Raw genomic sequence first — 12,332 nt, 5'->3', positions numbered from 1 at the left:
AACCCGACAGGTTTTTTAAACCTGTCGGGTTTTGTTTTTGTTTCAAGTTTCAGGTTTCACGTTATGTAGGCAACATGAAACCTGAAACTTGAAACTTTTTTAAAACTTCGGTAGCCAGCTCCTATCCCTCACGCAATCAAAACTATAAAGAAGATTCGGATTTATAAAAACATAACTTTTTGTTAGATTTTTGTGAAATTAATTCTAGAAAATAATAAAATTTCCAAAAAATCTAGATTAAAAAATTCGCTTCAATCGTTTGAAATCTAGGAAATATTAAAAAATCATTAGAAGAAACACAATATATCTTGAAAAAAATTGTTATTTCATAATTATATGCATGCATACTATTTTTTATGATAGTTATCATAATATTATTTATACATTAGCGCTAAATTTATCGGATAATTAAAGGGAAAAATGAAAATAAAGATAATTGGTATTGGAAGTTACATTCCTAACCTAGAAGTTAAGAATACAGATTTTGACAAACATATTTTTTTAAATGAAGATGGAACTCCATTTGGTTACCCGAACGAAGTCGTAATTAAAAAATTTAAAGGCATTACCGGAATTGAAAACCGTCGTTATGCCGAACCTCAATATACAGCCTCAGATTTAGCATTTTTTGCTGCTCAAAAAGCAATCGCAAATGCTGGAATCGATGCAGAAACTTTAGACTACATTATTTTCGCCCACAATTTTGGCGATGTAAAAGTAGGAACACATCGAACTGATATTTTACCAAGTTTAGCAACTCGCGTAAAAAACAAATTAGGAATCAAAAACCCTAAGTGTGTGGCTTACGATATTCTTTTTGGATGTCCAGGATGGATCGAAGGTGTTTTACAAGCCAATGCTTTCATCAAATCTGGAATGGCAAAAAGAGTAATGGTAATTGGAGCCGAAACTTTATCTAGAGTTGTAGACGATCACGATCGTGATTCAATGATTTATTCTGATGGAGCTGGAGTTTCTATCTTAGAAGCATCTACAGACGAATCAGGATTATTATCTTACGAAAGCGCTACCTTTGCCAATGACGAAGCGAATTATCTTTTCTTCGGAAAATCATACAATCCAGATTTAGATCCAGACATTAAATACATTAAAATGTACGGACGTAAAATCTACGAATTTGCTTTAAGCAATGTTCCGTGTGCCATGAAAAGCTGTTTAGACGAAAGCGGAATTGACATTAGCGAGGTTAAAAAAATCTTGATCCACCAAGCTAATGAAAAAATGGACGAAGCTATCATCGAACGTTTCTACAAATTATACGGACAAACGCCTCCTAAAGATATCATGCCAATGAGTATTCACGATTTAGGAAACAGCAGTGTAGCAACCGTTCCTACTTTATACGATTTGATTTTACAAGGAAAAATAGAAAATCACGAAATCAACAAAGGCGATGTTGTCATTTTTGCTTCAGTTGGAGCGGGAATGAATATTAATGCTTTTGTTTACCGATATTAGTCGCAGTTTACAGTCACAGTAATCAGTTTTTGCTAGCTGAATACTGCGACTGAATACTGAAAACTAAAAAAGTCCGTACCAAAAGGTGCGGACTTTTTTAGTATATTTGCGACCTAATTAAAATCAAGAACGAGAGATTAATTCGTTCGCACCGACTATGTACGAAAAAACGTTTCCGAATAAAAGATTCAAGCTTACCTTAGAGTTTTTACAAAAGCATGTTAGCACATCAGAAACCATTTTTGATTTTGGAGTTCCAAATCCGTTTTCTAAAATAATGGAAGAAAATGGTTATACGGTAAAAAACACAAAAGGAGAAGATTTAGACAACGATCATACCGCTTTACAAACAGAAGATTATACAGTTTTTACAGCGTTTGAAATTTTCGAACATTTATTAAATCCTTATACTATTTTACAAAACGTTAAATGTGATAAATTACTAATTTCAATTCCATTACGTTTATGGTTTTCGCCAGCATATCGTTCTAAAACGGATATGTGGGACAGACATTATCACGAATTTGAAGACTGGCAATTGGACTGGCTTTTAGAAAAAACAGGCTGGAAAATAACAGACCGTTTACAATTTACACATCCAGTAAAAAAGATTGGAATTAGACCATTATTAAGATATTTCACTCCAAGATATTATATTGTTGTGGCTGAGAGAGCCTAACGGCAAATTCCAATAAAAAAAATCCCAAATTCCAATTGAACCCAGTTTGATTGGAATTTGGAATTTTAAAAATTGGAATTTTAAATTGAAAATTTATGAAGTATTACATTGTTATACCCGCACACAACGAGCAAGATCTTATTGGTCTGACTTTACAATCATTGGTAACTCAAACGGTTTTGCCATCAAAAATTGTGGTTGTAAATGATAATTCGACCGATAAAACAGAAGAAGTTGTTTTGGGTTTTGCAAAAGAGAATCCGTACATCTCTGTTGTAAACAAAACTTCAGATGCGATACATATGCCGGGAAGCAAAGTAATTCAGGCTTTTCAGAAAGGTTTTGAAACTTTAGATTCTAATTACGATATCATTGTAAAAATAGACGGCGATTTAATTTTTCCTCCAAACTATTTCGAAACCATAATCAAACATTTCGAATCAGATTCAAGAGTCGGAATGGCTGGCGGATTTTGTTATATCGATAAAAACGGAGAATGGGTTTTAGAAAATCTTACTGATAAAGACCATATTCGCGGTGCTTTAAAAGCATACAGAAAAGAAACCTACCAACAAATTGGAGGTCTACGTCCAGCAATGGGCTGGGACACAGTTGATGAATTGCTATGTAAATTTTACGATTGGAAAATTGTTACAGACCAATCTTTACATGTAAAACATCTAAAACCGACTGGAGCTAACTATAATAAAACAGCTCGATACAAACAAGGCGAAGCTTTTTATACTTTAGGATATGGTTTTTGGATTACGGCAATTGCTTCGGCAAAATTGGCTATGATGAAGAAAAAACCATTTCTATTTTTAGACTATATCAGAGGATTTTGGAAAGCAAAAAAAGCCAAAACTCCTTTATTGGTTAACCCCGAACAAGCTAAATTTATTAGAAATTATCGTTTTCAGAAAATGAAACAAAAGCTTTTTTAATCTTAAAAAAAATTAAAAAACTTTAAAGCGAAACGATAAACTGTAAACTAATCCTTAATTTAGCCAATATTTAAAAATTATGATGCTAATTCGTTATTTATCCCAAATCGGGAGATATTTTTTAATGCTGAAGGAAATTTTCAACAAACAGACTAAATGGCCTGTTATGAAAAGCCTAATCCTAAAAGAAATCGATGATCTTATTATCGACTCTCTTGGAATTGTTTGCTTCATCTCATTCTTTATCGGAGGAGTTGTGGCGATTCAAACAGCTTTAAACTTAACAAATCCTTTAATCCCAAAATATTTAATTGGTTTTGCTACACGTCAATCTGTAATTTTGGAGTTTGCCCCTACTTTTATTTCGGTAATTATGGCCGGAAAAATGGGATCTTACATTACTTCAAGTATCGGTACAATGCGTGTTACGGAACAAATCGACGCTTTGGAAGTTATGGGAGTTAATTCACTAAACTATCTTGTTTTCCCTAAAATTATAGCTTTACTAATGTATCCTTTTGTAATTTGCATTAGTATGTTTTTGGGTATTTTTGGAGGATGGCTTGCTTCTGCTTATGGCGGATTTTCAACTAGTCAGGATTTTATTGCTGGAGCCCAAATGGAATTTATTCCTTTTCACATTACGTACGCATTCATCAAAACTTTAATTTTTGCGATGTTATTGGCAACAATTCCTTCTTTTCACGGATATTACATGAAAGGTGGAGCACTAGAAGTTGGTAAAGCAAGTACAGTCTCATTTGTATGGACATCAGTTTGTATCATTCTTTTTAATTATATATTAACTCAATTATTATTAGGATAATGATAGAAGTAAAAAACATAGAAAAATCATTTGGTGATAGTAAAGTTTTAAAAGGTGTTTCGACGGTTTTTGAAACTGGAAAAACCAATTTAATCATAGGGCAAAGTGGATCTGGAAAAACAGTTTTATTAAAAACACTTTTAGGAATTCACACACCCGATTCAGGATCAATTGAATTTGATGGAAGAGTTTATTCTGATTTGGATAAAGATGAGAAACGTGAACTGAGAACCGAAATCGGAATGGTATTTCAGGGAAGTGCATTGTTTGATTCGATGACGGTTGAAGAAAATGTAGCTTTTCCATTGAGAATGTTTACTAATAATACAAAGGCACAAATCAAAGAACGTGTTGATTTTGTTTTAGAAAGAGTAAACTTGGTTGAAGCACATAAAAAACTCCCTTCGGAAATCTCAGGAGGTATGCAGAAACGTGTAGCGATCGCACGTGCAATTGTAAACAATCCGAAGTATTTGTTTTGTGATGAACCAAACTCAGGTCTTGATCCAAACACTTCTACTCTGATTGACAATTTGATTCAGGAAATTACAAAAGAATACAATATTACAACCGTAATTAATACGCATGACATGAACTCTGTTATGGAAATTGGTGAGAATATTGTTTTTCTAAAAAAAGGAATCAAAGCATGGCAGGGAAATAAAGAGGAAATCTTTAGAACGGAAAACAAAGATATTGTGAAATTCGTTTATTCTTCTAACCTGTTTAAGAAAGTAAGAGAAGCTTATTTGAAAGGCTAAAACTTTTAAATTCCAAAATATTTAAAATCCCAAATTCCAATTGTAAAACTTGGAATTTGGGATTTTTTTATTGGTTTTTCCAAGTATTGGAATTTGTTTTTTTTCTATTGAACATTTATCAATTCCACTTCTGCATTTGGATTGAAAAGATACGTTTTTCCTGAGCTTATTTCTATGCATTCAAAACGTTTGGTTCGAACGGCCAGTTTCTTGAATACTTTTCCGTTTTTGATTCTGAAAATACTTCCATACGGAATTTCAAAAACATAACTTTTATCATTATCCTTATCATATTGTTTTAAAGCCAAAGACAAAGTAGTATCTGTATCACTACTTGCAGACGGATTCTTAAAATGTCTTGCCAACAAAGGCAAAATCTGCCCTGGAAATATTTCCGGTCTTATAAAAGGTACCATCAAACGCTGAAAAGTATATTTCCATTCATTTCCATGTGGTTTGATGTTTCTTCCGAACTTCTCGAAAGCAACCAAATGAGCAATTTCATGAATTAATGTAATCAAGAAACGATATTTATTCAAACTGGCGTTGACTGTGATTTCGTGTTTTCCACTTGGCCCACGCCTGTAATCACCATGACGCGTCTGACGTTCGTTTACAATTTTCAGATGAACCTGATTGGTCACTATCAAATCAAAAACGGGTTTTACCGCATGCTCTGGAATGTATTTAGCTAATGTATCGCTCAAGATGATGTTATTTTATGGAAACCAAAAATACTTCTAAATATATTTTTATAAAGTTAAATATTTAAAATATCTCTCATTTACATCTTTTTTAATCTCACCATTGGCATCAAAAAAGACATTCCTTTTTGCTTCTCTTGCTTTTACTTCTTCTTCAATGTTTCTCACCTTGCCTTCTTGATATTTTAAATCATAGGCTTTTTGAATATATTCTAAACTACTTTTCGAATTATTCAAAAGTTCAAAACTAGAAGCCATATTAACGTAACAAGCCCACAAAGCCACTTTTTGTCCTTTATCTTTTTGATCCAACTCTTTGCTGTATTGATCCATTTTTAAGATAAAATCGGTAAGGACTTTTTTCTTTTTTAGAACGTTCTGATAATTCTTTAAACGTACTTCATCCTGAAAAAGTTTTGATTCGTCTTTAATAACTAAATTATTTTTTTCGATAAATTCGGTATTTGCAGCAATCAGAGCGTCATCCAAAACAGGCTCTTCCTTTCCTTTTGCCCATTTTTCAATAACATCAACATTTTGATTCAACTTGGCAAATATTGGATTTTTATCTTCTTTCGAAATTCTTGAAAAATAATAACCTTCTTGATAATAAGCGACATCAATCCAAGAAACCAATCTTGATCTCAAGTTGCTTTGAAGATTTTTAACTACTTGATTAAAAAGCAAATCTCTATCAATATTCACGGTTAAATAACTTGCTACTTCAGCTCGAGTTTTTCCTCCAACTTTGTACCCTTCAAAACCGCCCAATATAGTTGTTGGCTCTTTAATATTAAAAGATTTTTCCATCACAACTTCTTTTGTAGCACTATTTATAATTTTATAGACTGCATCATATCTATAAAATATCTGATAAGAAAAAGGCGGATCTACATTTTTAGTTTCGGTGATAGTTGCCGTGTAAGCAACATTCTTTATCGATATATCTATAATAAAATGATCTTTAGATTCTGCATCTCTAGTGGTGTAGCCCAATTCTATTATGGTCGGAATATGATATCCTTTCACATCTGGTTCTGTATCTGTACCTACAATAGATCTCATTAAATCTTTTTCTGTAAAAAGCGCATTAAAAGCTAATGGCGGACGGGTACCTTTTTTTTCACCATCAACAAATACCACAATTAAATCAGGAGAGAGATGCAATTTTACACTATAACTATGGTATCCTGTAGGTAGATAGTTTTCTGGATACATGTAATTGTAAAAACTTACCACCTCAGATTTATAAGATTGGGCAGTAATCTTCACACTAAAGGAAACAAAAAATAAAGCAACTAAGAGAAGAGTAATTTTTCTTTTCATAAATTTAGGTTATTGATTTGGGTTTGAAATAGTAGCTGTATTATGGATTGGTCGATGAGACCTCTAATACTTTTCCGTTAAAATATTTATTTCCATTAAGAGTAAAATCATAAATATAGGTTGCCATTCCTTCAGCAGAAATTGGTGCCTGATATCCTGGGAAAGCTTCATTCAGCATTTCGGTCTGAACTGAACCTAATGCCAAAACATTAAATGATACCCCTTTTTCCTTGTATTCTTCGGCCAATAATTCTGTCAATGTAATTACTGCTCCTTTACTGGAACTATAAGCTGCCAATCCTGCAAATTTCAAACTTCCGCGAACTCCTCCAATCGAACTGATTGTCACAACATGGCTTCCTTTTTCCAAATACGGAATACAAATACGGGTTAGGTTAGCAACAGCAAAAACATTCACTTTATAAATACTTTCAAAATCTGCTTGGGTGGTTTCTGCAAAAGGTTTCAAAAGTAATGCACCAGCATTATGCACAACAGCATCTACTTTTTTCCAGGTAGAAGAAATAAACTGATCTACTTCTTGTAAAGCATTTTCATATGCCAAATCAATTGAAAGACAAGTAATGTTTTGATGTTGTAATAATGTTTGTGGAATTTTTCTGGAAATAGCCAAAACCTGATGGCCGGCTTCAGCAAATTTCAAAGCTAATTCATAACCTATTCCTCTGCTTGTTCCTGTAACGATAATATTTTTCATGCAACAAAAATAATCAAATGCGGTAAAAAGACCTCTTATTTATTCATGGTAATTTCCTGTGTTGGCGAAACTGCAATTTTGGTTACAGCAGGCAGCAATTCTTGAGTAAATGCTGTAATATGCGGAATATCCATTAATTTAAATTCGTCTGAAACATGGTGATAAAAATCAAAATTTTCAAAGTCAAATGTACTTATTGATTGACACGGTTTTTTGAAAACATCGTAAAACGAATAATTATCTGATCTGTAAAACAATTGATATTCTGCTTCTTTAGGCAAAAATCCGATTGTGTTTTTTCCTGTGTATTCATTTATTTTAGATGCCATATTCGATTTATCAAAACCAGTAATGTAAGCTAGATAATCTCTTTTCATGGGTACTCCAATCATTTCGATATTAAGCTGTGTATAAAGATTAAAATTTTGGTCTTTCAATTTCTGAACTAAACTTTTTGAACCCAACAAACCTTTTTCTTCTCCAGCAAAAAATACAATTAAGATACTGCGCTTGTTTGCTTTAGTTTCACTAAAATATTTAGCCATTGCCGCGACAGAAGTTACTCCCGAAGCATCATCATTTGCACCATTATTAATTTTATCTGCTTGATCCTTCTTTTCAATTCCGATATGATCATAATGCGCACTTAGCACTACAAACTCTTTTTTCAATTCAGGATCTGTTCCTTCTATCACTCCTACAATATTAAAAGCTGGTGTTTTGAAATTTGTTAAGGTGTCACGATAGGTTTTGAAATAAGGTTTGATGTTGTTTTTCTTTAGAAAATCTTCCAAAAAAACAGCTGCCTTTTCTATTCCTTTTGTACCTGTTTCGCGGCCTTCCATTTCATCTGATGAAAGTGTTTTTAAGAAATTGGAAATCTCAGTTTCATTTACTTTATAAGTTATTTCAATTGGCTTTGAGCTTGAATCTTTTACTGGTAAACTAGAAGTACTCGATTTACAAGCTAAGAAAACAACGGGAATTAGAAAGTACAGTTTTTTCATAATGATTGATTTTAGTAATGAAATGAGAATAAAAATCTCTTAAAGGTATAAACTTATGAAAAGTAATAGAATATTCATAAAAAAACCCTTCCAAACTAAAAGCCGAAAGGGTTTCAAATCTATTGATAACCTAATTTTATCCAGCAATAACGGCTCTTGAAATTACGATTTTCTGAATTTCAGAAGTTCCTTCGTAAATTTGAGTGATTTTTGCATCACGCATTAAACGTTCTACATGATATTCTTTTACATATCCGTTTCCTCCATGAATTTGAACGGCTTCTACCGAAGTATCCATTGCAACTTGCGAAGCGAATAATTTTGCCATTGCCCCACTCACATCATAATTTTTGTGCTGATCTTTATCCCAAGCCGCTTTCATACATAAATGACGCGCTGCTTCAATATTTACAGCCATATCTGCCAATTTAAAAGCAATTGCCTGATGATTGCAAATTTCAGTTCCAAACGCTTTACGCTCTTTAGAATATTTTAAAGCCAATTCATACGCTCCAGAAGCAATTCCTAAAGCCTGAGAAGCAATTCCGATTCTACCTCCTGCTAGTGTTTTCATTGCAAACTTGAATCCGAAACCATCTTCTCCAATTCTGTTTTCTTTTGGAACTTTTACGTCAGAAAACATTAATGAATGAGTATCAGAACCACGAATCCCCATTTTTTGCTCTTTTGGACCAACTGAGAAACCTGGCATATCTTTCGTCATAATCAAAGCATTGATTCCTTTATGCTTTAATTCTGGATGTGTTTGTGCAATTACTAAATATACAGAAGCAGTATTTCCGTTTGTAATCCAGTTTTTGGTACCATTAACCAAATAATGATCTCCCATATCAATCGCTGTAGTTTTCTGAGAAGTTGCATCACTTCCTGCCTCTGGCTCACTTAAGCAAAATGCTCCGTGAATTTCTCCAGATGCCAAACCTGGCAAATATTTTTGTTTTTGTTCTTCTGTTCCATATTCCTGCAATCCCCAACAAACTAAAGAATTATTTACAGACATAACTACAGAAGCAGATGCATCTACTTTAGAAATTTCTTCCATTGCAATAACATACGAAATGGCATCAAGGCCACTTCCTCCATATTTCGGATCTACCATCATTCCCATAAATCCAAGTTCGCCCATTTTTTTGACTTGCTCTGTCGGAAAGATTTGTTTTTCGTCACGTTCAATAACTCCAGGCAATAATTCATTTTGAGCAAAATCTCTTGCTGCCTGTTGAATCATTAAATGTTCTTCGGTAAGATTAAAATCCATAGTAGTATACTTTAAATGTTTTTTCAACCCAATTTCAAAAATCAATTTAGTTGATGGTTTTTTATGTTTTTCTTGTTTTTTTCGGTGCCGATTTTTCAAAGCAAAGGCTTCCAAAGATACTTTTTAAAAGTGTAATTTACAATGCATGCATACAAAATTAATAGATCAGCAATGATTACGATAACGTTTTCGTAATTATTTATGTTTTAAAGCGAATCAACTCTAATTATGCAAGAAATTTCTAAAATCTGAAAATGTTATGATGTAACGAAAATCACGAAAATTTGACTAATTTTTAAGGACCAACAGTTAAACAATTCTTAAAACACGTAAAAGTACGTAAAACTAGTCTTACTAATTTGATTTTTAATGTAATACAAAAATTAAACATAAATTTTTTCAAAAAAAAACATTCAAAACAACACTTAAATATTGATAAATTAACATTATTTTTACCCAAAAAATAAATAATTGACAGAACATGAAAAAGATTTTACTATTCCTTACACTCCTTTTAAGCATACAATTTTCGACCGTTTCGGCACAAACTCAGATCGAAGTTAATGGTGTAAGTGTGCCTAGAAAAATAGAATTTCAAGGCAAACAATTACAACTTAATGGCGCAGGTGGACGATCAAAAATGTGGATGGAAGTTTACGTGCAAGCATTGTATTTATCTCAACTAAGTCAAGATCCTCAATTCATCATTGACAGTGAGACCGAAATGGCTATTCGAATAGAAATTACTTCTTCGATGGTTTCTTCTAATAAACTAACGAAAGCCATGAACACCGGTTTCGAAAAATCTGCCGGACCACAATTAGAACAATTACGTCCAAGAATTGAGCAGTTGAAAAGCTTTTTAAGTGATGCGATTACAGAAAAAGACGTTTTTATCTTAGCCTACAATCCTTTAGATCAAAATGTTTATGTTTCTAAAAATGAAGTTCTAAAAGGAAAAATTCCAGGATTTGATTTCAAAAAAGCATTATTCGGAATCTGGCTTTCTGACAAACCAGTTGACGAAACACTTAGAAAACACTTATTAGGACAATAAGTCTTAATTTTTTGAATAATCTCAAAGCCGAAAACGGAATAGTTTTCGGCTTTTCTTTTTTGTTTTATAAATTTGATGCAAAATACATTATTCGCATTATTCTATTTTATACATTTACGCAAAATAAACATATCTCAACAAAATGAAAGATTTATTACAACAATTTGAAAACAAGGCACCTGAAATTGTTTTCAATTGGAAAGATTCAGAAACAGAAGCCGAAGGGTGGACAGTAATTAATTCACTTCGCGGAGGAGCTGCTGGTGGAGGAACTAGAATGAGAAAAGGCCTAGACATGAACGAAGTTTTATCTTTGGCAAAAACAATGGAAGTTAAATTCTCAGTTTCTGGACCTGCAATCGGTGGTGCTAAATCTGGAATAAATTTTGATCCGAACGATCCTCGCAAAAAAGGTGTTTTACAGCGTTGGTACAAAGCGGTTTCTCCGTTATTAAAAAGCTACTACGGAACTGGAGGAGATTTGAATGTTGATGAGATTCACGAAGTTATTCCAATGACAGAAGAATGTGGCGTTTGGCATCCTCAAGAAGGTGTTTTCAATGGACATTTCAAACCTACAGAAGCAGATAAAATCAATAGAATTGGACAATTACGTCAAGGTGTAATTAAAGTAATTGAGAATCCTAAATTTTCACCAGACGTAACCAGAAAATATACCGTTGCCGACATGATTACTGGTTTTGGCGTTGCTGAAGCTGTTCGTCATTTTTACGCGACTTATGGCGGAGAAATAAAAGGTAAAAAAGCAATCGTTCAAGGTTTTGGAAACGTAGGTTCTGCCGCAGCTTTTTATTTGGCTGAAATGGGCGCAAAAGTTATCGGAATCATTGATCGCGATGGCGGATTAATTAAAGAAGAAGGTTTTTCTTTTGAGGAAATTAAAACGTTATTTTTAAATAAAGACGGAAACAAATTAGTTGCCGATAATATGATTCCGTTTGAGGAAATCAATTCTAAAATTTGGATAATTGGTGCTGAAATCTTCACTCCTTGTGCAGCTTCACGATTGGTAACTCAGGCTCAAATTGACAACTTAATCGCAAACGGATTGGAAGTAATTTCATGCGGTGCGAATGTTCCTTTTGCTGACAAAGAAATTTTCTTTGGTTCTATCATGGAACAAGTAGACCAAAAAGTAAGTTTGATTCCTGACTTTATTTCAAACTGCGGAATGGCGAGAGTTTTTGCTTACTTCATGGAGAAAAAAGTGCAAATGACAGACGAGGCTATTTTTAATGATACATCAGAAACAATTAAAAATGCTATTGTAAAAGCTCACGCTTTAAGCGCATCAAAAACAAATATTAGCGCAACTGCTTTTGAAATTGCTTTGAAACAGTTGGTGTAAATTTATTTATATTTCAATCTAAACGAGCCACATTATTGTTGGCTCGTTTTTTTTTTAACCACAAAGCACGCAAAGATTTACGCAAAGAACGCTGGTTTATTTCTCGCAAAGTCGCGAAGTCGCAAAGAAACTTAAAAAAGAAAAACTTTGTGACTTTGTGACTTTGTGACTTTGTGACTTTGC

At 33.1% G+C, this 12,332-nt stretch carries 12 protein-coding genes; 7 read left to right on the top strand and 5 right to left on the bottom strand.

From position 1 onward, the window contains the following. Positions 1 to 420 precede the first annotated feature (420 nt). The 5 genes from K6T82_RS16895 to K6T82_RS16875 all read left to right on the top strand — a co-directional run bounded on the left by K6T82_RS16895 (position 421) and on the right by K6T82_RS16875 (position 4,689). On the top strand, positions 421 to 1,479 hold the full coding sequence (locus K6T82_RS16895; protein WP_223707998.1) for a 3-oxoacyl-ACP synthase III family protein: 1,059 nt from the start codon (positions 421 to 423) through the stop codon (positions 1,477 to 1,479). Between the two features lie 157 nt (positions 1,480 to 1,636). Then, positions 1,637 to 2,158: a methyltransferase gene (locus K6T82_RS16890; RefSeq protein WP_223707996.1), complete on the top strand. Its 522-nt coding sequence runs from the start codon at positions 1,637 to 1,639 to the stop codon at positions 2,156 to 2,158. Positions 2,159 to 2,253: 95 nt separating this feature from the next. Beyond that, positions 2,254 to 3,102, top strand: a complete 849-nt coding sequence (locus K6T82_RS16885; RefSeq protein WP_223707994.1) for a glycosyltransferase family 2 protein — start codon at positions 2,254 to 2,256, stop codon at positions 3,100 to 3,102. A 79-nt stretch (positions 3,103 to 3,181) separates the two neighbouring features. Then, complete coding sequence (locus K6T82_RS16880) at positions 3,182 to 3,928, top strand: MlaE family ABC transporter permease (protein WP_223707991.1); 747 nt, start codon at positions 3,182 to 3,184, stop codon at positions 3,926 to 3,928. Beyond that, positions 3,928 to 4,689, top strand: coding sequence for an ABC transporter ATP-binding protein (locus K6T82_RS16875; protein ID WP_223707989.1), 762 nt, complete (start codon positions 3,928 to 3,930; stop codon positions 4,687 to 4,689). Before K6T82_RS16880 ends, K6T82_RS16875 begins: the two co-directional genes overlap by 1 nt. Before the next feature lie 104 nt (positions 4,690 to 4,793). Here K6T82_RS16875 and K6T82_RS16870 read toward each other — a convergent pair whose 3' ends face one another. From K6T82_RS16870 to K6T82_RS16850, 5 genes are all read right to left on the bottom strand, one after another. Further along, entirely contained in the window at positions 4,794 to 5,396 is a 603-nt protein-coding gene (locus K6T82_RS16870) for a SprT-like domain-containing protein (RefSeq protein ID WP_223707987.1), read from the bottom strand. A gap of 45 nt (positions 5,397 to 5,441) precedes the next feature. Further along, a complete protein-coding gene (locus tag K6T82_RS16865; RefSeq protein WP_223707985.1) occupies positions 5,442 to 6,719 on the bottom strand; it encodes a hypothetical protein in 1,278 nt (425 codons plus the stop codon). A 40-nt stretch (positions 6,720 to 6,759) separates the two neighbouring features. Further along, complete coding sequence (locus tag K6T82_RS16860; RefSeq protein WP_223707976.1) at positions 6,760 to 7,437, bottom strand: SDR family NAD(P)-dependent oxidoreductase; 678 nt, start codon at positions 7,435 to 7,437, stop codon at positions 6,760 to 6,762. Positions 7,438 to 7,472: 35 nt separating this feature from the next. Beyond that, positions 7,473 to 8,444: a M28 family peptidase gene (locus K6T82_RS16855; RefSeq protein ID WP_223707966.1), complete on the bottom strand. Its 972-nt coding sequence runs from the start codon at positions 8,442 to 8,444 to the stop codon at positions 7,473 to 7,475. A 136-nt stretch (positions 8,445 to 8,580) separates the two neighbouring features. Beyond that, the gene (locus K6T82_RS16850) at positions 8,581 to 9,723 is read right to left on the bottom strand and encodes an acyl-CoA dehydrogenase (protein ID WP_223707964.1); all 1,143 of its coding nucleotides are present in this window, start codon (positions 9,721 to 9,723) and stop codon (positions 8,581 to 8,583) included. A gap of 481 nt (positions 9,724 to 10,204) precedes the next feature. On the opposite strand from K6T82_RS16850, the gene K6T82_RS16845 reads away from it, so the two are divergent. Both K6T82_RS16845 and K6T82_RS16840 read left to right on the top strand, forming a co-directional pair. Next, positions 10,205 to 10,780 (top strand): chalcone isomerase family protein, encoded by a 576-nt coding sequence (locus tag K6T82_RS16845; RefSeq protein WP_223707962.1) that lies wholly within the window; start codon positions 10,205 to 10,207, stop codon positions 10,778 to 10,780. Positions 10,781 to 10,922: 142 nt separating this feature from the next. After that, positions 10,923 to 12,149, top strand: coding sequence for a Glu/Leu/Phe/Val dehydrogenase dimerization domain-containing protein (locus tag K6T82_RS16840; RefSeq protein WP_223707960.1), 1,227 nt, complete (start codon positions 10,923 to 10,925; stop codon positions 12,147 to 12,149). Positions 12,150 to 12,332 lie beyond the last annotated feature (183 nt).

The sequence above is a fragment of the Flavobacterium potami genome, assembly GCF_020026915.1.
Classification (GTDB): domain Bacteria; phylum Bacteroidota; class Bacteroidia; order Flavobacteriales; family Flavobacteriaceae; genus Flavobacterium; species Flavobacterium potami.
This window is presented reverse-complemented; position numbering and strand designations above follow the sequence as displayed.

What these genes read in the sequence shown, in the direction of transcription:
- K6T82_RS16895 (WP_223707998.1), top strand. Translation starts at nt 421, where the DNA reads ATGAAAATAAAGATAATTGGTATTGGAAGTTACATTCCTAACCTAGAA.
- K6T82_RS16890 (WP_223707996.1), top strand. Translation starts at nt 1,637, where the DNA reads ATGTACGAAAAAACGTTTCCGAATAAAAGATTCAAGCTTACCTTAGAG.
- K6T82_RS16885 (WP_223707994.1), top strand. Translation starts at nt 2,254, where the DNA reads ATGAAGTATTACATTGTTATACCCGCACACAACGAGCAAGATCTTATT.
- K6T82_RS16880 (WP_223707991.1), top strand. Translation starts at nt 3,182, where the DNA reads ATGATGCTAATTCGTTATTTATCCCAAATCGGGAGATATTTTTTAATG.
- K6T82_RS16875 (WP_223707989.1), top strand. Translation starts at nt 3,928, where the DNA reads ATGATAGAAGTAAAAAACATAGAAAAATCATTTGGTGATAGTAAAGTT.
- K6T82_RS16865 (WP_223707985.1), bottom strand. Translation starts at nt 6,719, where the DNA reads ATGAAAAGAAAAATTACTCTTCTCTTAGTTGCTTTATTTTTTGTTTCC.
- K6T82_RS16860 (WP_223707976.1), bottom strand. Translation starts at nt 7,437, where the DNA reads ATGAAAAATATTATCGTTACAGGAACAAGCAGAGGAATAGGTTATGAA.
- K6T82_RS16855 (WP_223707966.1), bottom strand. Translation starts at nt 8,444, where the DNA reads ATGAAAAAACTGTACTTTCTAATTCCCGTTGTTTTCTTAGCTTGTAAA.
- K6T82_RS16850 (WP_223707964.1), bottom strand. Translation starts at nt 9,723, where the DNA reads ATGGATTTTAATCTTACCGAAGAACATTTAATGATTCAACAGGCAGCA.
- K6T82_RS16845 (WP_223707962.1), top strand. Translation starts at nt 10,205, where the DNA reads ATGAAAAAGATTTTACTATTCCTTACACTCCTTTTAAGCATACAATTT.
- K6T82_RS16840 (WP_223707960.1), top strand. Translation starts at nt 10,923, where the DNA reads ATGAAAGATTTATTACAACAATTTGAAAACAAGGCACCTGAAATTGTT.